The following is a 25,637-nucleotide window of genomic DNA, read 5'->3' on the forward strand; positions in this document are numbered from 1 at the left end:
GTTTCCTCGAAGCCTTATTGCTGCGCCCCATCTTACTTAGCGGCTCGCTTTTAAAAATTACCGCTTGTCCGAATTGCTGAATAAAGTGTGACAAATGATGACTTTAGCCAGGCTTTTCGTCATCATCACGCCAGCTGGACCGCAGGAAAAAAACAGGAGTCCCGATTAATGAATCTGCACACGCCTCGTACCATCCACCTTATTGCTCCATCCGGTTACTGCCATAACCAGCCTGCCGCCGCGCTGGGTATCCAGCGGCTACAGCAGGCGGGACATCAGGTAACCAATCAGGCGGTAACAGGCCGCCGCTTCCAGCGTTTCGCCGGCAGCGACGCCGAACGTCTGCAGGATATTAATGCGCTGGCCCGGCTCAGCCCGCTGCCCGATATTATTCTGACGGTGCGCGGCGGTTATGGGGTGACGCGGCTGCTGGATCAGATTGACTACGCGGGTTTGCAGCAACAGCTGCAGGGCAAGCCGGTCGCGCTGTGCGGCCATAGCGATCTCACCGCGCTGCAGCTGGCGCTGCTTGCTCATTCTGGCCTGATCACCTTTAGCGGGCCGATGCTGTGCGGAAATTTCGGCGCGCCGGAGCTGTGTGAATTTAGCTGGAACCACTTCTGGCAGGCGTTAACCTCGCCCGATTTTACCCTGACGTGGGCCAGCAGCACCCCGACGCTGCCGACGCTGACAGGCACGCTATGGGGCGGCAACCTGGCCATGATCATGTCGCTGGTCGGCACGCCGTGGATGCCGAATATCAATGACGGTATTTTGGTGATCGAGGATGTGAATGAGCATCCGTTCCGTACCGAACGCATGCTGCTGCAGCTGCATCAGTGCGGTATCCTGGCGCGCCAGCGCGCGATTATCGTCGGCAGTTTTACCGGCTTTAAACCTACGGAATATGACAACGGCTTCGGCTTCGTCAGCGTCTGGCAGCGTATGCGCGAGCTGACCGGTCTGCCGGTTATCGACGGGCTCGATTTTGGTCATGACCAGGCGACGGTAACGCTGCCGCTGGGGGCGCAGGGCGCGCTAAGCGTGGCGCGCGGCCAGGCCAGCCTGCGCATAAGCGGCCATCCGGTGTTACCTCAATCCGCGACGCCGGAAGTGGATGGTTAAGAATTAATGTGGCCGCGGTCGTCAAAACGTTCCAGCGTGACCGCTTCCACTTCGCGTTTAGCGCTACGGCTACAGGGCAGCAGCTTTTCGGTATGATGATAGGCAAACCAGACTTCGCCGCTGCTCTGATTAATGATTAACCGATCGCCATTGCGGAAACGGGTAATGGCGATCTTCGCGCCATTTTTCATGGTGTGGCGCGTCTGGCCGGAGGCGACCTGGAAATGGCGCTGCGGCCACATAAGCGTGGTCAGACCGTACTGCGCGCGTGATATGGTCATTACTGCCCGTCCCGGACAGGTGATCTGAAATTCGGTTTCGCTCCGGGCGGACGACGTAAATAGCGTGAGCAATCCCGCCGCTAACAATAACCTCTTCATAGCGCATTCACCCTCAGCGTAAGCACAAAAATATTTCATTATTATCCATAGCCTGACATCGCCGGAAACGCGAACTGAAGAGATGATCTGGCGCAAGCCGTTGCTGAAATTTCTGGCAGGCATAAAATCAATCGTCAATTTGACAACGCTGGCCGCGCCGTTAACACTGATGCAGTTAACAGGAGCGATTTATGTCTGAACTTGATCGGCTGTTTCAGCGCCTGAACGCCTCGACTTTTCGTCGTCGCTTTCGGCTGGGCAGTAAAGAACGGCAATATTGTCTGGAAAAAGGACCGGAGGTCATCGATCGGCATGCGGCGGATTTTATTGCGCAGCGTCTGGCCGATGCCGAGCCGCGTAACGATGGCAAACAAACGCCGATGCGTGGACATCCCGTCTTTATTGCTCAACACGCCACCGCTACCTGCTGCCGTAGCTGTCTGGAAAAGTGGCATCACATTGCCGCACATCAGCCGCTAAGCGCCGAACAGCAGCGCTATATTGTTACGGTCATTCACGCCTGGCTGGTAAAAGAGATGAATCGCTAAGTCTGCGGTCAAATAACGGCCGCCCAGGGCGGCTTCAGATCCACTCAAATTTTGTGCCAGGTTTTGCTACTCAGCGGCAATTTCCGCCGCCACCAGCATCAGCGCCAGACCCGCATCTTCTTCCTCGTATTCGCCAAGCGTCTCTTTTATCCTGCTAATACAGAGCATTACACGTTCTTTCTGTGGCTGTGGCAGGTTATCTATAGCATGGCGAATCAGCATCAGGCTGGCTTCTTCTTCTTTCATTCCGCTTTTCCCTTTCGTGACAGGGCGCACAGTTTGCCAAATTTATCGCGCTAAACCAAGTTAAGTCACTTTTTTTCACTGGTTCAGCCGGAACGGCAGCGCCGGACTGCATCATTTTTCCGGCGGATGCTATGCTGTTCAAAGCACAGCGCGCTGCTGCGCCGGCCCTGCCTCCTGTACGGCAGGAAAAGCGTTAAGATGAAAAGGCAATGAATATGCTGCGAATGATGGTGTTCACGCTTCCCTTTTTGCTGGCGGCCTGCTCCTCCGGCCCGCAGGGCGTTGAGTGTCCTGGCAAAGTCGCCTCGATTTACGGTCAGGAAAGCGCCGTTACCCACGCCACAGTGTTTGATCTGGTCAGTTCGTTTAGCGTGGCCACTGAGGATGCCAAAGTGGAAAGCGGACCGCTCCACTCTGCCGATCGCACCCGTTATATCCCGGCCGCGGTCACCAAAGAAGGTTATCTGGCCCAGCGCCTTTCCGCTAAGCAGTTTCGCCTGATCGATCCCCGCCAGGATCAGATGATTACCTGGACCTGCGGGAATTAATACCCGAAGATAGCACCAGGCCACCCTTAACGAGATACCAGCATGGAACAGGAAAAACAGCATGACCGCTTCGTTACCTTTCCCTATCCGCAGGAAAATTATAGCGACGGTAGCGTAAATTATGGCGGTATCGACTTAACCAATGAAACGCAGCGCATTGATGAGATTGAGGAAGCCAAACGCTCTCCTGACCTGCGGCGCCTGCTGGAAGAGGTTAATTTGCAGGATGGACTGTTTATGACGCTGGGCTGTGATTATCGCCAGCTGGATGGCGGAATCAGCGGCTACGTGGATTTCACTTTCCGTTCGGGTTTACCCGCCTCGTTAACGCTTGATGCCGTGAATCTGGATGACTATTTTTGGGCTTATCTGGCGAAACAGGAGTTACAACACCATATCAGCGATGGCGCGATGGTGAGCTATGCGCGTTCCGCACTGAAATGGAGCTGGTCTGAACTTGAAATGGGCGGCATACGTGGCAAAAAAATCACCCTCGCCTTTTGCTGTCAGCACAGCGAGGATGCCGAATGGTGTCTTGACCATCTGCGTCACTTTCTGGTGACTGAATTTCCATCTTTGCCGCCGCGGCAGGCGTAAACCGGACGCGGTTCAGGGCTTAATCAGCCGGATCGCATGTTCCAGTACTTTCTGCTCGTCGCGATCGCTATCCTGACGGCGCAGACGCGTTTGCCAGAGCAAACTGGCGAGCGTCTCTCGCTCGGTATTCAGGCCGCTTTCCGACAGGACAATCACCGCATCGCCAATCACCCGGCAAACTTCATCATAATAGTCTTCACTCAGCGCATCACGTTTCATAATTTTCTCCTCCCCCTTAAACCTGGCGCAAAAGTAAAATTAAAGCAAAGGTCGGCAAAAGTGGTTACACCAGTAAACCATTATTTCGCCTCATCTTTACCGGGCAATTTTCGCCGTTTATTTCTCCTTATTTGCGCTTCTGTGCTATAGCTTTTACAACGCTATGTTCAGACAGGCCAGGGAAAAAGGAGAATAGATTGAAGATATTTTACTTTATTGCGTTGATTGCCGCGGCGTTCTATTTATTTATCAATTTGCCGAAAGAGAAAAGCAAACGCGAGCCGGTGGCTTACTGGGGCTGCTGGGCGTATCTGATTGCCTCCGTGATCTACTGGAGCATCTTCAGCCTGCGTCACCATTTTCATCTGTTCTGAAGGCTGCCTGCGGACGCCCAGAAGTTAAGGCATTAATCGCGGGGGCCGGACGGCCCCCGCGGCATGTTATTGCTTATTGCGGAATACGCAGGGTTTGTCCCGGATAGATCTTATCGGGGCTGCTCAGCATTGGCTTATTGGCCTCAAAAATCTTATTGTACTCGTTGGGATTGCCATACACCTCTTTCGAGATGGCGCTCAGCGTATCGCCTTTCTTCACGGTATAAAAACGGCTTTCCGTCGCGGGCTGCGCTACGGAGACCTTATCATCAACGCCGCTGATACCGGCTACGTTACCCACCGCCACCAGGATTTTCTCTTTCGCTTCCTGGCTCAGTCCCTGGCCAGTTACCGTGGCCTGGCCATCTTTTACTTCGACCTGCACCTTATCGGCATCCGGCACCCCGGTTTTCTGTAAATGCTCTTTGAGCTTTGCATCCTGTTCCTGTGAGTTATGTGTTACCGTATCCCACAGTTTTTCTCCTGCGTCTTTCACAAAGCTTAACAGTCCCATGCATCCTCCATTTTTACGCTAAAAAAATCATGTCCCTGTAAGCGTAGCAGATGAATATTATTCAGCCTGGACGGCAGGCTGAGGCTGCTTTCTTTATAAGCGGGTGCGGCCCGGCCTGCTCTTACCGAGTGCCGTTGCGTAAACAGCAGGTTAGCCGTCAGGCGGAAACCTTACTGATGTCGATAATTTCATCAAGCCGAATTTTCATCTCTTCCAGATTCTGCCGCAGATTATTGTCCGCTTCAGTGGCGTTTTTTCCTTTACCAATAAGCGTAAAGCGATAGCCGGGCTGTTCGCAGCTGGCGCGATATTCATAATCGCCATTGGCGGTCTGGTGTTTCTCGATATTCACATCCATTCTTGCCTCCTGTGTTTTTTTAAATATAGCAAACCTTTGGTACTGCGGTTCTTTCTCCCGGCGGCGCAGGAAAAACGCAGCAAAACGTCAGGAAAGTGAAAATCAGCCGATCGCCTGGTTTAAGAGGCATTTTTTTATCTTAGAATCGCGCGCACTTGCTGGAGGTAATCATGAAAAAACTGTGTATGTTGTTAACGGCGGTCGTGCTGACCGCATCATTAAGCGGCTGTGTCTGGTGGGGTCCCGGCTGGGGCGGCCCAGGCGGTGGACATGGCGGCGGACATGGCGGAGGCGGTGGATTTCATCACGGTGGCCCTGGCCGCTAATTTACGCCCAAACCTAACATAAAAAGCCCGCGTCATGAACGGCGCGGGCCGGGCCCGCAGGAATACGGCTTTGGGGTACAGTTCAGCTGGCGGGTCTTTCTTTATACCGCATCGCGCGGCGTGATACTTTCTTCAAATTATTTGAAAAACAAAAACAATTATCTTTGCTTTCGATTCTTGCCGCCAGCGACCACACTTAAATTCCATTTTAGTGACTGCAGGATTGTCGTTATGTTGAGCATGAAAAAAATTGCCACGCCGCTGGTATTAAGCCTGGGCCTTTGGACGCAGTTCAGCCACGCTGAAGCGCAGACCTATCAGCTGAATCCGGAGCATACTTCCGTGGTAATGAGCTGGTCGCATTTTGGTTTTTCTCATCCTGCCGCTGATATTTCCGGCACCAGCGGCACGCTGGTTTTCGATAACGCGCATCCGGAAAAATCAAAAGTCGACGTGACGCTGCCGCTAACCAATATTGATACCCACGTTGCCGCACTGACTACCGAATTTAAAGGCGATCGCTATTTCAATACCGGTACTTACCCCACGGCCACGTTCCGCAGCACGCAGGTTATCAGCAAAGGCAACCAACGCTATGATGTGCAGGGCGATCTGACGATTAAAGGCGTGACCCGCCCGGTAACGTTGCATGCTACGCTGAATAAGCAGGGCGAACATCCGATGATAAAAAAACAGGCGATTGGCTTTGACGCCACCGCTGTGGTGAAACGTTCCGATTTTAATCTGAAGCAGTATATCCCTGCCGTTAGCGATGAAATTGCGCTGACTATCTCTACCGAAGCTTACGCGGCTAAATAAGCCTTTCAGCCCTGCTCAGCCAGGGCTGCTGGGTTTTCTGCTTTCCTGCCTGCCGTGAGCCGACGTAGTCCGCCAGAAAAAGCGGGCTGGCTTCTGGCTCTTGTCGTACCATTCTGGTAACAACGTAGCCATCAGGGAGGTAAACGTGAATTCAGCGACATTTATCCTGCGTCTTTCCGCCGCCGTCAGCGCGGACATGCTGGAAGATCTGCGGGCCGTTATTCCCGCCGACGCCACGCAAATTTTTATTAACGCGCTGGATGAGGAGAGCCACACCACGCTGGAGTGCCTGCAGAGCGATGAAGCCTGCTCGTTGGCCGCCTCTGCCATCGCGCTATGGCGGCAGCTGGGCCATATCCATCATCTGACCTGGCGGCACGGCTGGGAAACTCACGAGGCGACGGACGCCAGCCAGCAGCAGCTGTTTCAGATGTTAAAAACCCCCGGCGCGATCGTACAGATTACCTGAAACGGTAAAAGGTATTTCACCTGACAACCTCTCCGCTTCGGATGATGACGGTGCCATCCGCTTCTGGCCTTCCGTTATCCGATAAATACCTGATTAATCAAGCGAAACGGCAAAAAAACTTTACTTTAGTCCTGCGTTCTTTCTGACCTGGATCAATAAATCCTGCACAAAAAAGGATAAAAAATAACCTTAAGCTAAATTGTATTAACCATTATCTGAAGCAGGCTTAAGGAGGAAATATGGGACGCCACCATTTAACCGCCCCGGAGTTTGCCCGGTACGCGGGTATCAACGAGAGCGAACTGATTCGTGCTATCTGTAATCGCGGCGCCATTGACGGCGTATCGCTGCCTGAGGCGCTGAATCACGCGCCGCTTTCTGTTCGTCTCTGGCTGCGTGAGGATGTGATGCTGTTTACACATGCGTTAAGCCGCGCCAGAGCGGGACGTAAGTACGCTAAGCAGAATAAATACCCCCATTAAAGCAGAGGCCAGAAGCAGGCCCGTCAGCGTCAGGAACGCTGACGGGCCTGACGCATTCACAGCGGCAGAGCACCGTGACCGTCGGCTTAGCCTGGATAGATACCGCGATCTTTACGCGCCATCAGAATACGTTCGCAGGCAACGATATAGGCGGCGGTACGCAGCGTACAGCTTTTCTCAACCGCCTTATCCCAGACATGAACCATCGCTTCGGTCATAATCTTGTCCATGCGCGCGTTAATCTCTTCTTCGCTCCAGAAAAAGCTCGCCATATCCTGCACCCACTCAAAGTAGCTGACCGTTACCCCGCCGGCGTTACAGATAACGTCCGGCACGACGGTAATGCCGCGCGCCTTAAGAATATCGTCCGCATCGGGATAGGTCGGGCCGTTCGCCCCTTCCAGCACCAGCTTGCAGCTTAGCTTCTCTGCGCGTTCACGGGTGATCTGCCCTTCCAGCGCCGCCGGGATCAGAATATCCATGTCCGTCGTCCAGAAATCTTCGCTGTCGATTTTCTGCGCGCCAGGGAAACCGGCAATCTGTTTGTGGCTGTTCTGCCACTCGCTGAGCGCATGCAGATCGATGCCGTCCGCATTAAACAGCGTGGCGGTATGATCCTGAATCACCACTACGCGCGCGCCCGCTTCAGCAAACAGGCGAGCGGCTTCGCTGCCGACGTTACCAAAGCCCTGCACGGCGATTTTTGCGCCTTCGATTTCAATACCGGCGCGCCCTGCCACTTCGCGGCCCGTAACAAACACGCCGCGTCCGGTCGCTTTTTCACGGCCCAGCGAGCCGCCGAGGTGAATCGGTTTGCCGGTTACCACGCCGGTAACGGTGGTGCCGTGGTTCATGGAATAGGTATCCATCATCCACGCCATCACTTTGCCATTGGTGCCGACATCCGGGGCCGGGATGTCGCGCTGCGGCCCGATAATCAGGCCAATTTCGCTGGTATAGCGGCGCGTCAGGCGCTCCAGCTCGCCCTCTGACAGCGAGAAAGGATCGACGCGGATGCCGCCTTTAGCCCCGCCGTAAGGCAGGTTTACCGCGGCGCATTTGATGGTCATCCATGCGGAGAGGGCCATGACTTCATTCAGATCCACGTCAGGATGGTAACGAATACCGCCCTTACCCGGACCTCGTGAAAGATTGTGCTGAACGCGGAAGCCTTCAAAGTGGCGGATGGTTCCGTCGTCCATCTGTAAAGGAATATCAACGATCAGGGCACGTTTCGGATGGCGCAGCGTATCAATCCAGCGCGACAAATCACCCAAATAAGGGGCAACGCGATCAATTTGCTGCAGGTAGGTGTTCCAGGCCGATGTACCGCTTTCCGACGCGTAAGATAGCTTTTCCATAACAAACCTTTTTGAACAAAGTTATTTATATTGTTAAACCGTGGAAATGACCTGCATATCACTATGCGCTGATAAATTTACCATTAATTATCGTCGATGAATTTTTCAACCTGACAGAAAAATTTGTTTTTGCGTAAAGCAATCGCAACAGAGATGAATAATTAGTTACTTTCACCGCTGCCGTAAGCGCGCGGCCTTTATGCATTTTTTATGCACTATTCATGCATAGAAAAGATTTTTGCTGATTTTTCAGAAAGTTGAAAGCGATCAAAAAGTTAAATTTTCGTTATTTTGCAGAGTTGACAATGTAAAAATATCCGGCCAGCATTAACCCGCCAGCGGCTGATGGTTTCCCGTATCAGAAATCATTATCTTTTTCAAAAAGTTGAAAATAAGGCTGCCTCTCATCCGCTGAATAATGCCGGGCGACAACCGCCACCGAATCCTGAGCGTAAAAAAGGCGGCGAGATTATCCCGCCGCCTGACTTACCTTTCCGCGCGTCGCGCCAGTCAGAAATCCGCTTGCAGCACCACGCGATAGTTGGCCTTACCGGCACGCAGGTGATCCAACGCCTCATTGATTTTCGACATCGGGAAAAACTCAACTTTCGGCGCGATACTGGTGCGCGCCGCCAGCTTCAGCAGGGTTCGCAGCTGGCCCGGCGAACCGGTGGAAGAACCGGTTACCGCCCGGTCACCCAGAATCAGGCTGAACGCCGGTACGTCGAAAGGTTTCATTACCGCACCAACGGTATGGAATTTTCCGCGCGGCGCCAGCGCGGCAAAGTACGGCTGCCAGTCAAGATCCACCGCCACGGTGCTGAGAATCAGATCAAACTGGCCGGCCAGCTTTTTCAGCTCTTCCGGATCGCGACTGTTTACCACGTGATCCGCGCCCATATCGAGAATCGACTGTTTTTTATCCGGCGTTGAGCTGAATGCGGTCACTTCCGCACCCATCGCGTGCAGGATTTTAATTGCGATATGGCCCAGGCCGCCGATACCGATAACCCCTACGCGGCTGGTCGCGGTGATGTTATGCATCAGCAGCGGCTTGAAGACGGTAATGCCGCCGCACAGCAGCGGACCGGCAGATGCGGGATCCAGCTTCTCCGGCAGCGGAATGACCCATTGCCAGTTAGCGCGCAGCTTATCGGCAAAGCCGCCTTTGTTAGCGATGGTCGGCACGCTGCCGTTCAGGCAGTTCACCTGATCGCCAGTAATACAGGCGTCGCAGTGCTCGCAGCTTTTCGCCGTCCAGCCGATGCCCACGCGCTGGCCAACAGAAAGGCCTTTGTTTTTTGCCGCCTCGCCCAGCGCGGAAACGCGACCAATCACTTCATGGCCGGCGATCAGCGGATATTGCGAAATGCCCCATTCATTATCGATCATCGATAAATCAGAATGGCAAACGCCGCAGTACTCTACTTCGACTTCAACATCTTCGGCGCTCAGCGATGCTGCTTCATATTCATAGAGTTTCAAAGCCTGACCGGCTTCCATCGCTGCATAGCTTTTAATTTTCACTAATCCACCTCAGATTGCGTTAAGGAACCAGCGAAGAGTGTAGCAAGGCCCGGAACAAACTGGCATCTTGCCGTTTGGCTGGTGCGGATAGTTAGCGGGCCGCCGCGATAATAGCGCTAATATCGCTAATGGTTTCCGCTAACAGCTCGCCGCGGCGATAAGCTTCAAGCTGCTCCGCGCCGCCATTGACAACCGAGGCTGGCCGCTCGATAAAGGTGCCCAGCGGCGTAAAGGCCTCATCAAGCACCACGGCCATGGGGATTTTCACCCGATCAACGCCCGGCAGGTCGATAAAAGGCTGCGCCTCGTCACGGGTAATAATGGCCATGTCGATATTAGCCAGGCGCTGACACAGCAGCGCCATCGGAGGAATGTTGCGATGGCAGTCCGGACACCACATCTCAGCGGCCACCAGCAGCCGGAAACGTCCCGCCACCCGCTGCGCAGGCGCCAGCGCCTTTTCTACCGCCTCAGTCTGACTTTCCAGCATCGCCTGCCAGCGCTGCAGATCGGCGATCTGTTCCGGCGTGCCGGTAGCGATAAACTCTGCGGTATTTTTTCCCCGTTTAAACAGCGTTTCGAATGCGCTCATAGAAATTCTCCAGTGAAAACCGATAGCGGGCTATCTTAAAAGAAACTGCCGCCGCGTACACCTTTGATCATCACCAAGCTCCCGGCCATGCTTTAGCGCCGGATCGTGACCCTTTTCGCCCTGCGCTACTGCTGTTGCAAATTGCCGTAGCCTGTCGTTGATGATTATTTACCGCCAGATTGATTTTATTTTCCACTAATAAGCGCCAGGAGGCGTGTTATTTAATACGCTGATAAAAATCGATAGCTTATTAAGCGTGTCGGCGCTTTTTTAACAGCTGTTATTTTTTCGTCAATCGTTTAACTTCACCGCCCGCCGGGCTTTTCCCGCGTTACGCTATACTTATTTTTAACTTTAAAAGTTAAGGGGCGAATCAAGTGAAAATAGCAGCGTTTGATATTGGCGGCACCTCCTTAAAAATGGGCGTAGTCACCGATAATGGCGAAATATTATCGCAGGATAAACAGGATATTATGAACCACTCCGGTAAGGCGATCCTTGACGGCGTGCTGACCTGGCTGGAGCAGCATGAATGTGAAGGCGTGGCCGTTAGTATTCCTGGCTATGTCGATCCACGCAGCGGTTATATCGCTATGGGCGGCGCCATCAGGGATTTTGATAATTTTCATATTGGTCAGTGGCTGCGGGAGAAAACCTCGCTGCCCGTCAGCGTAGAAAATGATGCCAACTGCGCGCTGTTGGCCGAGCGCTGGCTGGGAAAAGCGCAGGAAATGTCTGACTTTTTAATGATGACCATCGGCACCGGGATTGGCGGCGCTATTTTTTGCAACAATGCGCTGGTGCGCGGTAAACAGTGCCGCGCCGGCGAATTTGGTTCCCTATTGAGTACGCGTCCGGGCAGCGAGAATGTGCGTCACTATACGATGAATACCACCTGTACTATGCGCGTCCTTACGCAAAACTACAGTATGCATACCGGAAAAAAGCAGGAAGAAATTACCGGCGAAGAGATATTTTCCCGCTACGATAATAACGATCCGATCTGCAGCCGACTGGTCACTAATTTTTATCACGATCTCTGCAGCGGCATATATAACCTCGCACACGTCTTTAATCCGCAATGTATTTTCCTCGGCGGCGGCATTACCGAAAGGAAAACCTTCCTGGAAGAGATCAATTATCATCTGGCCTGGTTTGAGCTTGACATCAGGGTGGATACCGCCACCTACGGCAATGACTCCGGCATGCTGGGCGCGATAAAACATTTCCTGCAATGCCAGCAGGAAAAAGCGTAATCTGGCGCGCTGATTAATTCCGCTGCTGCCATTTCACCACCGACAAACGGTGTAGCGCGTGGCCCAGGCGGGCGATAGCCTTTCCCGCTTCATCGCCCGTTTTTTTCAATGCCCTGCCCGGCGAACCCCATTTGCCTTGCCGCGCAGGTTAATCATCATCACCACCTTAGCGCTTTTGACGGGCTTACCTGCCTGATGAATATCACCATAAGGCCCGCCAGCCGGATAGGTGCGTAGTCCGCTCACGATGCTGACAGCGATGCGGCAAAACCAGGCATCCGGCCTTAAGGGAGGGAGGGATCGTTAAGCGCCTTAACTTTAATCACCGCTTTCTTAATAGCGCAGCTCTGATTTACCTGTAAGCCTGGTTTATGGGGCTCGCCCGGAAAGAAAACCGCAAACATCCCTGCCCGTAGCGTCACATATTGCGGGTTCTGAATGACGTCACACAGCTGATAATCCTCTTCCCGATGCCATTCGTCGCATTGCCTGGCGCTGTTAACGAGGCCGTAATGAATCATTTCTTCACCTTCCAGCAGGATCTGAATATCTATAAACTCTTGATGCAGCTCAGCGCGTTTCGTGTCTGCTGGCTGAGTGGCAAAGTGCATGACATTCATATAGATGTCATCTCCCTGCAAATCATAACGCCCCGGCTCGCCATGCTGCGGCTCTGCCATTAAGGCTTTTCTTAAAGCCGCCAGCAATACCGGAGAAAGACCCGCGCATTCCGGATGACTAATATCGCCAATAATCATAATCAATAACCCTCGGATAACAGCGCCGCCCCAAGCAGACCGGCATCGTGCTGGTAATGGGCGGCAATAATCGTGGTGTGAAAGGCCGCAGGTTCCTGCGACAGGAATGACGTCACCAGCGGGAGATAGCCTGACGCCAGCCCGACGCTGCCGCCAAGCACCACGTACTGACAGTCATAGCTTGCTTTAAGATCCGCAATTAAGCGGGCGATGGTTCTGGCGGATTGCTGGATTAATCGCGTCGCCTGCGCATGGCCATTCAGGGATAAGGCATAAATCTCTTGCGCATTCATGCCGCTCAGATCGTCGGTTGCCAGTGCGGCGATCCCCCTGCCGGAGGCTATCGCTTCAACACAGCCGGTACGCCCGCAGCCGCACAGAGGGCCATGCGGGTCGGCAAGGGTATGTCCAATATGTCCCGCCAGCCCTTGCGTGCCCGACACCAGCTTTCCGTTGCAGATAATGCCGCCGCCCACGCCCGTTGATACCGTGATAAAGGCCATATCACGAATGCCGCCCGGCAACGCTTTATACTCGGCCCACGCCGCAGCCTGCGCATCATTCACCGCCAGGCAAGGCAGCCCCGTTAACTGCGTAATGGTTTCCGTAAGGGGAAATTGCGCCAGCCCGCCCAGGTTATCCGGATTTAATGCCGTTAGTACGCCGTGACGAATAATGCCGGTTGAGGCAACCGCCACGCGCTGCATTCGCCCGATAAACGGGGCGATCAGCGTGTTAAGTCCCTCCCGCAGCGCCGCGGGCGTTTTGCTGGCGGGAGTAGGAAGCGTACGCCGCTCAATAATCTGCTGCTGCGCGTCTGTCAGGGCAGCTGCCAGTTTTGTCCCGCCAATATCAATCGCCAGCGTTATCATACGGTTTCCCTGGTCAGGGCATCGCGATACCACTGGCAGACATGTTCAAGGCGGGTAATGGCCGATCCTACGGTCACAGCCCAGGCGCCGTGCTGCATGGCCTGAACGGCCAGCGCAGGTGTATTGAAGCGGCCCTCGGCGATGACCCGATAGCCTTGCGCGCTCAGCGCCTGGATTAAAGGCAAATCGGGCGCTTCCGGGACAATCTCTGTGGTGTAGCCTGAGAGCGTCGTCCCGATAATATCGGCGCCGAGGCGGTGACAATGGATACCATCTTCAAGGGAGGAGCAGTCAGCCATGGCAACAACGTGATGGTGATGAATCCGCGCAATAATGGCTTCAATGCCCACCGGACGGGGGCGCGCTGTGCCGTCAAAGGCGATGATGTCCGCACCGGCCTGCGCCAGCGCATCAATATCTTCAAGGAAGGGAGTAATACGCACCGGAGAATCCACCAAATCGCGCTTTACGATCCCAATAATCGGTACCGAAAGCAGTGGTCGCGTGGCTTTCAGGTTGTTTATTCCCTCAATTCGCACCGCCACCGCGCCCGCCTGCACCGCCGCCAGCGCCATAGCAGCGACAATATCGGGCTTATCTAACGGGCTGCCGGGCACCGGCTGGCAAGAGACGATTAGCCCGCTGAGTTGTTTAATGCTTGCATCCAGATTCTCTAACAACGACATAAATACATCCTTAACTTCAATTCACGCCCGGCGCTTCCGGGCACTTTAATTATTGCTTACCGCACAAGGAGACCGGATTTTCAGCGTTACGCGTCACTGCGCCGCTAAACGGTTTGCCGTCGATCGCATCATGCGTACGGAGCGCTTCGGGTCTGATCCAGCGCTGCACCCGGGACGGCATATCCAGACCAATCAACAGAATCACCACAAAGGTTAAGCCGAAGGAGAGCGAGCCCAGCGCCGTGCCGAGGTCGAGGTGTTGCGCCACTAGCGCACCGATCACCGGCGCCGCTGCGCCGCCTAACGCCCCCACGTTGTAGGTAAAGCCAAGGCCCGCCGCGCGTTGGTCGGTATCGAAATAGCCGCCAATCAGCTTCGGCAAAATCCCGGCGATCCCCTGCCCCAGCATCTGCTGGAAAAAGAGCAGGATCCCCAGCCCCCAGATGCTTGAGCCGCCGATGGCAAAGACGGGAATAATCAGGAGCTGTGACGCCAGCAGGCTGTAGACGTAGGCTTTACGCGTGCCCAGCCAGTCGCCCAGAAAGCCGCCAACCACACAGCCCACCGCAGCGCCGAAGCCGCTGAAAAAGAGGATCTGGGCGACGGTCGCCGGGTCATAAGCCAGTTCACTTTTCAGATAGGTAGGCAGCAGCGCCTGAATGGGCCAGGAGTAGAGGAAGGCAAAAAGAACTATCACCATCAGCATAACGCCCGTTGGCCATCTTTTGCCGCTGCTCTGCACCATAAAGCTGACAAAAATAACGGCGCATACCAGCGATAAAAGCAGGATTACCAGCGGGTTATGCAGGTTTCCGGCGAAACAGAACCACAATGCAGCGGCGGCCATGCCGGTCATAACAATATTCAGTAGCCGACGTTTCCCACGGTACAGAATATCTACCATGGTGCGCACGGGAGTCTGGCTTGCCTTGCGCTCTTTCCAGTCCTCAGTCTCAGGAATATTTTTGCGCAGCCAAAGCGCGAAGATAATGGGCAGGATGCCGATAAGAAATAGCGCACGCCAGCCCCAGACGGGCACGATAAAGCTATAGACCTGGGCGGCAATAACGGCCCCCACGGAAAAACCGGAAATCAGAAAACCGCTGGCTTTATTACGTAAATGTTTTGGCCAGCTTTCAATGACGTAGGTCGCGCTTGAACCATACTCCCCGGCCATCCCCATGCCGATAACCATACGGGCGATAAACATTGAGGTATAGCCCGGCGCCAGGCCGCAGGCCAGCGTCCCGACAGAGAACAAAATAATACTGGTGACCATAGCCAGACGACGGCCATAACGATCGCCCATCGCCCCCAGCAGCAGCCCGCCAAACCAGCGGGAGATAAACGCCGCAGAGATAATACTCGCCGCCTGAACGGTAGTGAGCTGAAACTCATTCTGTACTTCCGTTAATACCAGGGCGATTAAGACGAAATCAAAACCATCAAGCAAATAGCCAAGCCATGCGGCAGAAAAAGCCCGCCACTGGGATTTATTAAGGTGTTTGTACCATGGAATGGTTTTTGTGGTTCCACTCATGTTGCTCTCCTGTGATGAGCAAATTCCTGCGCCTTAGGGCCAATAATGGAGGGTGTTTCACATCCATATGAAGTAAAACTCCATTTACTTTATTTTTTGGAAGCTAAGCACCACAAGAGTACGTAATGAAATGTGTGAACAATGTCATAGCGATAAGCGTGGGAAGGTTTAAAAAGTCGATCCAACTCACAACAGCTGAGCCGCTATCCGTTTCAGCAGCGAAAAAACGGCGCTGATTACGCTGTTTTTTATCCCTTTATCTTGCCTGACCGCAGGCGCTGCCCCATCATGGGCACTATACAGTCAGCGTGAATGCAGGAAGAGATGGAGAATCCAAACTCACCGGTTAAGGCCGGAAAAATACTTGATACTCTGGGGGCGATGCAAAACAGCCTGACGCGTGTAGGGCAACGTATTGCGCATTATATTATTACCTCGCCCCACCGGGTGACCCAGCTTTCGATCGCGGATTTATCGCAGGAAATAAACGCTGGTGAAGCTTCGGTTATCCGCTTCTGCCGACTCTTAGGCTATAAAGGCTTCCAGAATTTTAAGATGGAGCTGGCCATTGAGCTGGCGATGGTAGATTCCGATGACAGCAGCGCGTTGCTTGATGCTGAAGTGGCTGAAACCGATGATGCCCATATCATTGGCCTGAAACTACAGGGGGCCATCGCCAACGTGCTTTCAGAAACGCTTAATTTACTGGATATGAAACAGGTTGCGCAGGTGGTGGATGCGCTACATACCTGCAATAGCGCCTACATTTTTGGCGTCGGCGCGTCGGGTATCACCGCTGAAGATATGAAACATAAGCTGATGCGAATCGGTTTACGCGTAGATGCCTTAACCAACAACCACTTTATGTATATGCAGGCCTCGCTGCTCAAAGCCGGCGATGTCGCCGTCGGGATAAGCCATTCGGGAAATTCCCCGGAAACAACGCATGCGCTTAATCTGGCCAGGGAGGCTGGTGCAGTGACCGTCGCCTTAACGCATAACCTGGGCTCGCCATTAAGCAAAGCCGCTGATTTTACTTTGATTAATGGCAACCGGCAGGGACGCTTGCAGGGCGACTCCATCGGCACCAAAACCGCACAGCTATTTGTTCTGGATCTCATCTATGCCCTGCTGGTCCAGAAAGATCCTGAGCAAGCAAAAGCCAATAAGCTGCGGACCATGGATGCCCTGACGATGCCGCGCTAAGCGGAAATTAGTGCTGTCGATCACAATCTGTTACTCCCGTTTTTGCACCTGACCAGATCCTGTTGCAACAGGCATCATTAAAACCTAAATTGGAGCCATACTTCATTTAATTTATTATTAAGAAGCAAAACACCAATTGAGGTTTACATGGAAAAGCTAACAGGTCTTATCGCCGCACCGCATACCCCTTTTGACGCCAATGGAGAGGTTAATTATCCCGTTATCGACAGGCTGGCCGAGCATCTTATCGGCCAGGGGGTGAAAGGCGTTTACGTCTGTGGTACGACCGGAGAAGGTATCCACTGCTCCGTTGATGAGCGTAAAAAGATTGCCGAACGTTGGGTTGCCGCAAGTCACGGGAAATTAAGCATTACGCTACATACGGGCGCGCTGAGCATTGCGGACTCCCTGGCGCTGAGCCGCCATGCTGACACATTAGATATTTTCGCCACCTCCGTGATTGGCCCCTGCTTTTTTAAACCCTCAACCGTTGAAGACCTGGTCGAATACTGCCGGCTCAACGCCGCCGCTGCGCCGTCAAAGGGCTTTTATTACTATCATTCAGGGATGTCAGGGCTGAGCCTGGATATGGAGCAGTTCCTGATTGAGGCGGCGGATAAGATCCCGAACTTGTCCGGAATGAAGTTTAACTCCGGTGATATGTATGAATACCAGCGTTGCCTGCGGGTGAATAACGGGCAGTTCGATCTTCCGTTTGGCGTGGATGAGTTTTTACCGGCGGGGTTAGCCTGTGGCGCAACTGGCGCAGTGGGCAGCACCTATAACTATGCGGCACCGCTTTATCATCGTCTGATCGACAGTTTTAACCAGGGCAACCATCAGGATGTCGCTGCCTGTATGGATAAAGTGATCGCCATTATTCGGGTACTGGTGCAGTACGGCGGCGTTGCCGCAGGGAAGCTGGCGATGCAGCTGCATGGCATTGATGTTGGCGATCCGCGTCGTCCGCTGCGTCCGATGACGCCAGAGCAGAAGAGCGTTGCGCTGGAAAAATTCCGGGCGGCTGATTTTATTTAGCCAACGCCCCGTAATATTCTCGCCCGGATAGCGGGCGAGAATATTACGCGTTGAATAAAATAAGCGTCGTGGCCCTGATATTTGCAAAACGAAACCTGCCGCCGAAGGTAATTTATTTATTCCGTTCCCGGAAACCTCTTTATCAGCACGGCGAATTTCAATAGCTCCTGCAGGAACCTGTCAAACTTTTTCCCTTATAGATCCTTGATATATATCTTAGAATTTTCTTATTTTTTATCGCAAAATAAGCATTCCCAATAATCACAACAATGGGTATTACTCATGACGTTAAAATTACGTAAAGGAACAATCGCAGCTTCGGTAGCGACTATACTGGCATCTGGTTTATTGGCTCCTGCCGCCCAGGCCGAAAATGTTAAGCTTAAAGCGACGAAAACCAACGTCGCGTTTTCTGATTTTACCCCTACCGAGTATAGTACAAAGGGTAAACCAAACATTATCGTTCTGACGATGGATGACTTAGGTTATGGGCAATTACCCTTTGATCAACGCTCTTTCGATCCGCAATCGATGGCCAACCGCGAGGTGGTGGATACCTATAAAACAGGAATAGATAAAGCGATTGAGGCCGCGAAAAAATCCACTCCTACTTTATTATCATTAATGGATGAAGGCGTTCGCTTTACGAATGGCTACGTGGCGCATGGTGTTTCCGGCCCGTCCAGAGCCGCTATTATGACGGCGCGTTCCCCTGCCCGCTTTGGCGTCTATTCCAATACCGACGCCCAGGACGGTATTCCGTTAGATGAAACGTTCCTGCCAGAATTATTCCAGAATCATGGTTACTATACTGCTGCTATTGGTAAATGGCATCTGTCTAAAATAAGTAATGTTCCGGTGCCGGAAGAGCAGCAGACCCGTGATTATCACGATAATTTCACCACTTATTCAGCGGAAGAATGGCAGCCTCAGAACCGTGGTTTTGATTATTTTATGGGTTTCCACGCGGCGGGCACCGCTTATTATAACTCGCCGTCTCTTTTCCGTAATCGTGAACATATTCCGGCAAAAGGCTATATCAGCGATCAGCTGACGGATGAGGCGATCGCGGCGATCGACAGGGCAAAAATGCTGGATCAGCCCTTTATGCTTTATTTAGCCTATAACGCCCCGCATCTGCCAAACGATAATCCGGCACCTGAGCAGTACCAGAAAATGTTTAATACCGGTAGCCCCACTACAGATAACTTCTATGCGGCCGTTTATTCGGTAGATCAGGGGGTAAAACGCGTTCTGGAGAAATTAAAAGAAACGGGGCAGTATGATAACACTATCATTCTGTTTACCTCCGATAATGGCGCGGTTATTGACGGCCCGCTGCCGCTGAACGGTGCGCAAAAAGGTTACAAGAGCCAGACCTATCCTGGCGGCACTCATACACCGATGTTTATGTGGTGGCACGGAAAGCTGCAGCCGGGAAACTACGACAAGCTGATTTCAGCAATGGATTTCTATCCAACGGCACTGGATGCTGCGCAGATTACGACGCCCGCAAACCTGAAGCTGGATGGTACTTCCCTTTTGCCTTATCTGAAGCAGCAGAAACAGGGGGAACCGCACAAATACCTGACCTGGGTCACTTCTTATTCGCACTGGTTTGATGAGAAGAACATTCCATTCTGGGACGGGTATCACAAGTATGTGCGTAAAGAGTCCAATGATTATCCCCACAATCCTAATACAGAAGATCTGAGCCAGTTCTCATACACCGTACGGAGTAACGACTACTCGCTTGTTTACACGCTGGAAGACAAGCAGCTTGGGTTGTATAAGCTCGACGATTTGCAGCAGGCGAATAATCTGGCCGCCAAACACCCGGAGATGGTGAAAACGATGGCCGCACAGGCGAAAGATTTTCTCCTGGGTAGCAAACCGCCGTTGAGTAAGATTAACCAGGAGAAATTCACCAACATTAAAAATGCGATTAATGAAGAGCAATAACCTGTAAACCAGCATCGGATGGCGGGCGTCTCCCGCCATCTTATTTCCAGAGAAAATTATGCATATAACCGCTAAGCCAACCAGCTATCAGTGCAATCTCCAGTGCGATTACTGCTTCTATCTTGATAAAGAAGCGCAATTTACCTACCCGCCTCAAATGGACGATCGTACGCTGAAAACCTTCATCAGAAACTATATCGACGCTTCCGAAGAGGCGGTATATTTCACCTGGCAAGGCGGAGAACCCACGCTGGCCGGCCTGGATTTTTTCCGTAAGGCGGTGGGCTGGCAACAACAGTTTGCAGGACATAAAAAAATTCACAATGCCCTGCAGACCAACGGTATCCTGCTGAACGATGAATGGTGTCGTTTCCTGAAAGAACACCATTTCCTGGTGGGGATTTCCATTGATGGCCCGAAGGAATTGCACGATCGTTATCGACTGACACGCTCAGGGAGGGGAACCTTTGAGAAAGTGATGGCTGCCATTAATCTGATGAAAAAACATCAGGTTGAATTCAATACGCTAACGGTTATTAACAACGATAATGTGCGTCACCCGCTAAAAGTTTATGCGTTTCTGAAAAGCATTGGCAGCCGCCATATGCAATTTATTGAACTTCTGGAAACCAGTGAACCCAATATTCATTTCGCGCATTCACCCGACACATTCCGGCTGATTGATTTCTCCGTACCGTCAGCTGACTATGGCCGGTTTATGGCGGAAATTTTCAAAGTCTGGGTGAGGTCGGATGTGGGTAGCATTTTTATTCGCCAGTTTGAGAGCACCATCAGTCGGGTGCTCGGCAATGGGCATACCAGCTGCATTTTTCAGGAATCATGCCGTAATAACTTCGTTGTGGAGTCAAATGGCGATGTGTATGAATGCGATCACTTTGTCTGGCCGGAATATAAAATAGGTAATATCTTCGCAGATTCGCTGGCTTCACTTGAAAGCACTCGCCTGACCGCGCAGAAACAGATTCTGGCGCAGGAGTGCCAGCAGTGTATCTATAAGCCGCTTTGCGGTGGTGGATGTCCTAAACACCGGATCAACAAAGGGACAGGAGCCAAAATCTCTTATTTTTGCCAGGGATATAAGATGATGTTTTCAACCATGCTTCCCTACCTGAATGCTTTCGTTGAGCTGGCTAAGCATAATATTCCGTTAGACAATATCATGTCTATTTACGATGATATTTCCCCATCCTGATAAGCATTCATTTATGGAGATGAAAGTCCGGGCATCCAGGCAGGCTTAAATAAATGGCAGGAAGAATAAAGCGGTGTTGTTCCCGACACCGCTCTCTCTGGTTTGGTTTATCATCTTTTTTTACGATTACGCCGCATATCAATGGCAACCGCAGAGACAATAATTATTCCCTTGATAATATCCTGCACGTAGGCATCTACGCCGATAAAGGTAAAACCGCTTTTGATCAGGCCGAGGATCACCGCGCCAATCAGCGTTCCCGTAATACGTCCAACGCCGCCCATCAGACTGCTGCCGCCAATCACAGCGGCGGTAATGGCATCCAGTTCATAGGACATTCCCATGCTGGACTGCCCACTGCTGACGCGCGCGGCAAGTACCACACCAGCCAGACCGGCCAACGCCCCGGCAATGGTATAGACGATAATCAGGTATTTATTAACATTAATACCGGAAACCTTTGCCGAAGTGATATTACTGCCAATAGCATAAATATATTTACCGTAGCGGGTATGTTTCAGCGCGGTATGGAATAGCGCTGCAATCACGAAAAAGATAATGACCGGCATGGCTCCCTGCCCGATAGCGGTAAAGCTGTCAGAGAGGAAGCTAATCGGATTACCCTGAGTATAATATTGCGCCAGGCCGCGGGCGGATACCATCATCCCGAGCGTGGCGATAAAAGGCGGTATCCCGGTACGGGTAACCAGCGCGCCATTAATGAACCCGCAGATTAATCCGACGCCAATCCCGGCGCCAACAGGGATGACCGCCGACAGGTTCACCAGCGCGGGAAACATGGGCGACAGGCTATCCGACGTTTGCGCCAGGCTTGCCGCAACCACCGCCGCCAGCGCAATCACCGAACCGGAGGAGAGATCGATCCCGGTGGTAATAATGACCTGCGTAACGCCTACGGCAATAATACCGATAATGGCGACCTGCAATACAATCAGTATCAGACGATTGGAATTTAATAAAAAGGATTGATCGCGCACATACCAGCCTGCAGCTTCAAAAATTAAAGCCATGGCGATCATGACAACAAATATGCCGGTGTCTTTGGGTAATTTATGGCGTAACTGGCCAAAGAAGGATGGCCGTGCGCTGACCGGAGCCGCGGTTAATTTCATATTGCTCATTTTCTACGCCTCAATTAGATGCCAACGACAAAATGGATTCCTGATCGGCCACTTCCCTGTCGAGGATGCCGGTGATACGTCCTTCATGCATGACCATCACGCGATCGCTCATTCCAAGGATCTCAGGCAGCTCAGAAGAAACCATAATGACGGCGACTCCACGGTTCGCCAGTTCACTGATCAGATGATAAATTTCCGCTTTTGCTCCCACATCAATGCCACGGGTCGGTTCATCCAGAATCAGGATTTTCGGCTGTGCTAATAGCCAACGTGAAATTAAAACCTTCTGCTGATTACCACCGCTCAGGTTATTAATGATCTGATCCATCGTCGGGGTTTTTATATTCAGACGATGGATTTGCGCCATACAGTCCTCAGCCATTTTTACATGTTTAACAAATCCGCTTTTACCAATATATTCCGGCATATTAACAATGCTCATATTCTCTAATACCGACAGAACCAGGAATAAGCCGGACTTTTTGCGATCCTCCGTCAGCAACGCCATACCTTTGTCAATTGCCGCCGCCGGGGAATCGATATTAACGGGAACGCCATCGATCAGCACTTCACCGCTATCAAAGCTCTCCATACCAAACAAACTTTCCATCACCTCGGTACGCCCGGCCCCGACCAGGCCAGCGACGCCGAGGATTTCCCCACGGCGAACGCTAAAGTTGATACCCTGAAAATGCCCTTTACGCGTCAAGTTGCGCACCGTCAGCACCTCTTCCCCGATGGTGCTATTAAATTTTGGGAATAACTGGGTTAATTCGCGGCCAACCATTTGGGTAATCAGCGACTGGCGCGTAAATTCTGATGTTTGTTTACTACTCACCCAGGCGCCATCGCGGAAGACGCTGACTTCATCGGTAATAGTGAAAATTTCATCCATTTTATGGCTGATATAGATGATGGCTTTTCCCTGCTCGCGTAGGTCACGAATAATATTAAACAGATGAACCACTTCTCCTTCCGTTAATGCCGACGTGGGCTCATCCATAATAACGACATCCGCATCCCACGATACCGCTTTAGCAATTTCCACCATTTGCTGAGCGGCGATACTCAGTTCGCCCACCATTTTTTCCGGCGATAAACGGATATTCAGCCTGTTCAGCAGTTCCCGCGTCTGCTGATTGAGTTTACGATGATCCACGAAGCCATACTTCATGGGCTCACGCCCAAGCCAGATATTCTCCGCCACCGTCATATGGGCGACCAGGTTTAATTCCTGATGGATCATCGAGATCCCCGAACGCAGCGCATCCATCGTATCCTGAAACTGCACCGACTCCCCTTTGACGCGGATGGATCCGGTATCGGGGCGATAGATCCCTATCAGGCATTTCATTAACGTCGATTTACCTGCGCCATTTTCTCCCATCAGCGCATGTACCGTTCCCGGTCGCACGCGTAATGACACATTATCGAGCGCTTTTACGCCGGGAAAAAATTTACTGATCCCTTCCGCTTCAAGTGCAAAAACGTTCATACATCAACCTCCGCACGACTGAATGAGTAATAATTAATTTTGATTGTGGTTAATGAGCCGGAACCAATATTCTTTGACGATAAATAAATAAAAATAGCGAGAACAAAAACGCTCTTCTGAACATTTATGTTTAAACTATTCTTTTTATCGCCCGTATAAAAATAACAAGCATCGCAATATTACAGGGTGATTTTTAATGGAATAACATAATAAATCAGCCTGCAATGCAGGCTGATACCATCACGCTTAGAGTGGGTTGGCAGGCGCCGGCGTCTGGTCATATCCGCCCCAGACCGACTGATCGAATTCCACGACCGAACCCGTCATCAGGCCAGATTCATCGCTCGCCAGGAACGCCACGGCGCGCGCCACCTCTTCCGGCTGAATCAACCGCCCAAACGGCTGCGCCGCCGCCGCTTTCTCCAGCCAGTTATCTTCCGCATTATGGTATTGCTTCATAATGCGGTCTTCGCCTTCCGACGCCATCCAGCCAATATTCAGCGCGTTCACGCGAATACGATTACGCAGCAGCGCATAGGCCGTGTTGCGCGTCAGCGTCGCCAGCGCGCCTTTCGAAGAACAGTAGGCGGCAATAAAGGGCTGACCGGCGAGTGAAGACATCGAACAGATATTCACAATGCTGCCGGTAATATTTTCCCGTCGCATGATCTTAACCGTCTCCTGCATCAGGAAAAAAGGACCGCGCACGTTGGTGGCGAATATTTGATCAAACAGCTCAGGGGAAGTATCCAGAATGGAGCCGCGATCGGTCATAGCGCCGGCATTCACCAAAATATCGACCCTACCGTACAGCTCATCCGCCGTAGCAATAACCTGGCGACAATCCTCTACCGAGGATAAATCCGCACGGACGAAAGTGACCTTGCCTGCGCTTTCGCTACTCAGGCGCGCCGCCATCTTTTCGCCTTTATCCTGATTACGCCCACAAATAATCACCGCGGCAGCGCCCTGCTGCGTAAACTGGCGCGCAATGGCGGCGCCAACGCCCTGTGTACCGCCGGTAACGACCGCAACTTTACCTTGCAACTGACCCATCAGAATGCTCCTTTAATAAGGGTATAGCCCGCCTGATCTAACGCCGAACTCAATGTTTTATAACCAATCTGCGCATACTGCAGCGGCGGCGCTTTCGCCGGGTCCTGTTCGGCTTCCACCACGAACCAGCCTTCATAGCCAATGTGCGCCAGCTTGTTGATAATGGCGGTGAAATCGATCATGCCGTCGCCGGGCACGGTATAAACGCCTTGCAGCACGGCGTCGAGGAAAGAGTCGCGCTGCCAGTCAAGCGCCCGCAGCACCTCCGCGCGCACATCTTTGGTATGCACGTGATTAATCCGCGCGCCATGTTTTGCCAGAATGGACATAGGATCGACGCCGGCAAATACCAGGTGTCCGGCATCAAAGAGCAGCCCTACGTCCGCTGAGGTCGCCGCCATTAAACGGTCGATATCATGCTCGTCTTCGATCGCGGTTCCCATATGGTGATGAAACGCCAGCGGGACGCCGAAATCGCGGCAGAAGGCGGCAAATTGCGATAGTTTTTCCGCATACGCCTGCATCTGCTCTTCGTTAAGGCGACGGCGATTGGCCAGCGGGATGTCCTGCCGATTTTGGATAGTCCCGGCCGTCTCGCCGTACACCAGACACACCGCGCCACAGTCGCGGAATAACTGCAATTGCGGCAGCGCTTTTTTAATCTCTTCCTCAACGGTACTGTCCAGTAGCGTACCGGAGTACCAGCCGGAGACTAAATCCAGCTGATATTCGCTTAATACGGCCCGCAGCTCCGTCGTCGTCTTCGGGAATTTCCCGCCGGTTTCAACCCCCTGGAAACCGGCCTGACGGCTTTCCGCCAGACAGGTCGTCAGCGGCGTATCGCCGCCCAACTGCGGGAGATCGTCGTTAGACCAGGCAATAGGTGCGATACCCAGTTTTGCTTTAAGCGTCATCTTATTTCCCCTGA

Annotated in this window: 30 protein-coding genes; 14 read left to right on the forward strand and 16 right to left on the reverse strand. The window is 52.5% G+C overall.

Features of this window, described 5'->3' with window-relative positions; all coding sequences use genetic code 11:
* Window positions 1-168: 168 nt before the first annotated feature.
* On the forward strand, window positions 169-1,125 hold the full coding sequence (gene ldcA / locus COO59_RS00230) for a muramoyltetrapeptide carboxypeptidase (protein ID WP_205960839.1): 957 nt from the start codon (window positions 169-171) through the stop codon (window positions 1,123-1,125).
* Here ldcA and COO59_RS00235 read toward each other — a convergent pair.
* Complete coding sequence (locus COO59_RS00235; RefSeq protein WP_103058241.1) at window positions 1,122-1,505, reverse strand: hypothetical protein; 384 nt, start codon at window positions 1,503-1,505, stop codon at window positions 1,122-1,124. The two genes, ldcA and COO59_RS00235, sit on opposite strands and share 4 nt — an antisense overlap.
* Window positions 1,506-1,696: 191 nt before the next feature.
* Here COO59_RS00235 and COO59_RS00240 point away from each other — a divergent pair, with 191 nt between their 5' ends.
* Window positions 1,697-2,053 carry a DUF4186 domain-containing protein gene (locus COO59_RS00240; protein ID WP_103057844.1) on the forward strand — a complete coding sequence of 119 codons (357 nt, stop codon included), beginning with the start codon at window positions 1,697-1,699 and terminating at the stop codon, window positions 2,051-2,053.
* Window positions 2,054-2,119: 66 nt separating this feature from the next.
* Here COO59_RS00240 and COO59_RS00245 read toward each other — a convergent pair whose 3' ends face one another.
* Window positions 2,120-2,299, reverse strand: coding sequence for a hypothetical protein (locus tag COO59_RS00245; protein ID WP_103057845.1), 180 nt, complete (start codon window positions 2,297-2,299; stop codon window positions 2,120-2,122).
* Between the two features lie 215 nt (window positions 2,300-2,514).
* Here COO59_RS00245 and COO59_RS00250 point away from each other — a divergent pair, with 215 nt between their 5' ends.
* On the forward strand, window positions 2,515-2,847 hold the full coding sequence (locus COO59_RS00250; RefSeq protein ID WP_103058242.1) for a hypothetical protein: 333 nt from the start codon (window positions 2,515-2,517) through the stop codon (window positions 2,845-2,847).
* A 42-nt stretch (window positions 2,848-2,889) separates the two neighbouring features.
* The gene (locus COO59_RS00255) at window positions 2,890-3,444 is read left to right on the forward strand and encodes a hypothetical protein (RefSeq protein WP_103057846.1); all 555 of its coding nucleotides are present in this window, start codon (window positions 2,890-2,892) and stop codon (window positions 3,442-3,444) included.
* 12 nt (window positions 3,445-3,456) lie between these two features.
* On the opposite strand, the gene COO59_RS00260 is transcribed toward COO59_RS00255, so the two are convergent.
* Entirely contained in the window at window positions 3,457-3,663 is a 207-nt protein-coding gene (locus COO59_RS00260; protein ID WP_103057847.1) for a DUF2767 family protein, read from the reverse strand.
* A 197-nt stretch (window positions 3,664-3,860) separates the two neighbouring features.
* On the opposite strand from COO59_RS00260, the gene COO59_RS20840 reads away from it, so the two are divergent.
* A complete protein-coding gene (locus COO59_RS20840; protein ID WP_165786465.1) occupies window positions 3,861-4,037 on the forward strand; it encodes a hypothetical protein in 177 nt (58 codons plus the stop codon).
* Between the two features lie 73 nt (window positions 4,038-4,110).
* Here the strand turns inward: COO59_RS20840 and lysM are convergent, their stop codons facing one another.
* Both lysM and COO59_RS00270 read right to left on the reverse strand, forming a co-directional pair.
* On the reverse strand, window positions 4,111-4,551 hold the full coding sequence (gene lysM, locus COO59_RS00265) for a peptidoglycan-binding protein LysM (protein ID WP_103057848.1): 441 nt from the start codon (window positions 4,549-4,551) through the stop codon (window positions 4,111-4,113).
* A gap of 157 nt (window positions 4,552-4,708) precedes the next feature.
* Window positions 4,709-4,909 carry a hypothetical protein gene (locus COO59_RS00270; protein WP_103057849.1) on the reverse strand — a complete coding sequence of 67 codons (201 nt, stop codon included), beginning with the start codon at window positions 4,907-4,909 and terminating at the stop codon, window positions 4,709-4,711.
* Between the two features lie 170 nt (window positions 4,910-5,079).
* Here COO59_RS00270 and COO59_RS20845 point away from each other — a divergent pair, with 170 nt between their 5' ends.
* From COO59_RS20845 to COO59_RS00285, 4 genes are all read left to right on the forward strand, one after another.
* On the forward strand, window positions 5,080-5,235 hold the full coding sequence (locus tag COO59_RS20845; RefSeq protein WP_165786466.1) for a hypothetical protein: 156 nt from the start codon (window positions 5,080-5,082) through the stop codon (window positions 5,233-5,235).
* Window positions 5,236-5,466: 231 nt separating this feature from the next.
* Window positions 5,467-6,054 carry a YceI family protein gene (locus COO59_RS00275; protein ID WP_103057850.1) on the forward strand — a complete coding sequence of 196 codons (588 nt, stop codon included), beginning with the start codon at window positions 5,467-5,469 and terminating at the stop codon, window positions 6,052-6,054.
* A 145-nt stretch (window positions 6,055-6,199) separates the two neighbouring features.
* Window positions 6,200-6,523, forward strand: coding sequence for a hypothetical protein (locus COO59_RS00280; protein ID WP_409371620.1), 324 nt, complete (start codon window positions 6,200-6,202; stop codon window positions 6,521-6,523).
* Between the two features lie 239 nt (window positions 6,524-6,762).
* Complete coding sequence (locus tag COO59_RS00285) at window positions 6,763-7,005, forward strand: hypothetical protein (protein WP_103057851.1); 243 nt, start codon at window positions 6,763-6,765, stop codon at window positions 7,003-7,005.
* Window positions 7,006-7,091: 86 nt separating this feature from the next.
* Here the strand turns inward: COO59_RS00285 and COO59_RS00290 are convergent, their stop codons facing one another.
* The 3 genes from COO59_RS00290 to COO59_RS00300 all read right to left on the reverse strand — a co-directional run bounded on the left by COO59_RS00290 (window position 7,092) and on the right by COO59_RS00300 (window position 10,485).
* The gene (locus COO59_RS00290) at window positions 7,092-8,366 is read right to left on the reverse strand and encodes a Glu/Leu/Phe/Val family dehydrogenase (protein ID WP_103057852.1); all 1,275 of its coding nucleotides are present in this window, start codon (window positions 8,364-8,366) and stop codon (window positions 7,092-7,094) included.
* A 510-nt stretch (window positions 8,367-8,876) separates the two neighbouring features.
* A complete protein-coding gene (gene ahr, locus COO59_RS00295) occupies window positions 8,877-9,893 on the reverse strand; it encodes an NADPH-dependent aldehyde reductase Ahr (RefSeq protein WP_103057853.1) in 1,017 nt (338 codons plus the stop codon).
* Between the two features lie 91 nt (window positions 9,894-9,984).
* Window positions 9,985-10,485, reverse strand: coding sequence for a thioredoxin family protein (locus COO59_RS00300; protein ID WP_103057854.1), 501 nt, complete (start codon window positions 10,483-10,485; stop codon window positions 9,985-9,987).
* A 377-nt stretch (window positions 10,486-10,862) separates the two neighbouring features.
* On the opposite strand from COO59_RS00300, the gene COO59_RS00305 reads away from it, so the two are divergent.
* Window positions 10,863-11,741 carry an ROK family protein gene (locus COO59_RS00305; RefSeq protein WP_103057855.1) on the forward strand — a complete coding sequence of 293 codons (879 nt, stop codon included), beginning with the start codon at window positions 10,863-10,865 and terminating at the stop codon, window positions 11,739-11,741.
* A gap of 284 nt (window positions 11,742-12,025) precedes the next feature.
* Here COO59_RS00305 and nanQ read toward each other — a convergent pair whose 3' ends face one another.
* From nanQ to COO59_RS00325, 4 genes are read right to left on the reverse strand one after another with little or no spacing between them, the layout of a single operon-like run.
* The gene (gene nanQ / locus COO59_RS00310; protein WP_103057856.1) at window positions 12,026-12,499 is read right to left on the reverse strand and encodes an N-acetylneuraminate anomerase; all 474 of its coding nucleotides are present in this window, start codon (window positions 12,497-12,499) and stop codon (window positions 12,026-12,028) included.
* Between the two features lie 2 nt (window positions 12,500-12,501).
* On the reverse strand, window positions 12,502-13,371 hold the full coding sequence (nanK, locus tag COO59_RS00315; protein ID WP_103057857.1) for an N-acetylmannosamine kinase: 870 nt from the start codon (window positions 13,369-13,371) through the stop codon (window positions 12,502-12,504).
* Window positions 13,368-14,057 carry an N-acetylmannosamine-6-phosphate 2-epimerase gene (locus COO59_RS00320; RefSeq protein ID WP_103057858.1) on the reverse strand — a complete coding sequence of 230 codons (690 nt, stop codon included), beginning with the start codon at window positions 14,055-14,057 and terminating at the stop codon, window positions 13,368-13,370. The genes nanK and COO59_RS00320 overlap by 4 nt, the downstream gene beginning before the upstream one ends.
* 49 nt (window positions 14,058-14,106) lie before the next feature.
* Window positions 14,107-15,597: an MFS transporter gene (locus COO59_RS00325; RefSeq protein ID WP_103057859.1), complete on the reverse strand. Its 1,491-nt coding sequence runs from the start codon at window positions 15,595-15,597 to the stop codon at window positions 14,107-14,109.
* Window positions 15,598-15,921: 324 nt separating this feature from the next.
* Here COO59_RS00325 and COO59_RS00330 point away from each other — a divergent pair, with 324 nt between their 5' ends.
* From COO59_RS00330 to COO59_RS00345, 4 genes are all read left to right on the forward strand, one after another.
* Window positions 15,922-16,803, forward strand: a complete 882-nt coding sequence (locus COO59_RS00330; protein ID WP_103058244.1) for a MurR/RpiR family transcriptional regulator — start codon at window positions 15,922-15,924, stop codon at window positions 16,801-16,803.
* 147 nt (window positions 16,804-16,950) lie between these two features.
* Complete coding sequence (locus COO59_RS00335) at window positions 16,951-17,841, forward strand: dihydrodipicolinate synthase family protein (RefSeq protein ID WP_103057860.1); 891 nt, start codon at window positions 16,951-16,953, stop codon at window positions 17,839-17,841.
* Between the two features lie 282 nt (window positions 17,842-18,123).
* Window positions 18,124-19,803, forward strand: a complete 1,680-nt coding sequence (locus COO59_RS00340) for a sulfatase-like hydrolase/transferase (RefSeq protein WP_103057861.1) — start codon at window positions 18,124-18,126, stop codon at window positions 19,801-19,803.
* A gap of 58 nt (window positions 19,804-19,861) precedes the next feature.
* Complete coding sequence (locus tag COO59_RS00345; RefSeq protein ID WP_103057862.1) at window positions 19,862-21,016, forward strand: anaerobic sulfatase maturase; 1,155 nt, start codon at window positions 19,862-19,864, stop codon at window positions 21,014-21,016.
* A 110-nt stretch (window positions 21,017-21,126) separates the two neighbouring features.
* Here the strand turns inward: COO59_RS00345 and COO59_RS00350 are convergent, their stop codons facing one another.
* The 4 genes from COO59_RS00350 to iolE form a co-directional block, all read right to left on the reverse strand.
* Window positions 21,127-22,149, reverse strand: a complete 1,023-nt coding sequence (locus COO59_RS00350) for an ABC transporter permease (protein ID WP_205960840.1) — start codon at window positions 22,147-22,149, stop codon at window positions 21,127-21,129.
* 19 nt (window positions 22,150-22,168) lie between these two features.
* Window positions 22,169-23,653: a sugar ABC transporter ATP-binding protein gene (locus COO59_RS00355; RefSeq protein WP_103057864.1), complete on the reverse strand. Its 1,485-nt coding sequence runs from the start codon at window positions 23,651-23,653 to the stop codon at window positions 22,169-22,171.
* A 246-nt stretch (window positions 23,654-23,899) separates the two neighbouring features.
* Window positions 23,900-24,709 carry an SDR family oxidoreductase gene (locus tag COO59_RS00360; RefSeq protein WP_103057865.1) on the reverse strand — a complete coding sequence of 270 codons (810 nt, stop codon included), beginning with the start codon at window positions 24,707-24,709 and terminating at the stop codon, window positions 23,900-23,902.
* A complete protein-coding gene (gene iolE, locus COO59_RS00365) occupies window positions 24,709-25,623 on the reverse strand; it encodes a myo-inosose-2 dehydratase (RefSeq protein WP_103057866.1) in 915 nt (304 codons plus the stop codon). The genes COO59_RS00360 and iolE overlap by 1 nt, the downstream gene beginning before the upstream one ends.
* Window positions 25,624-25,637 lie beyond the last annotated feature (14 nt).

Source organism: Mixta theicola (assembly GCF_002895925.1).
Taxonomy (GTDB): Bacteria; Pseudomonadota; Gammaproteobacteria; order Enterobacterales; family Enterobacteriaceae; genus Mixta; species Mixta theicola.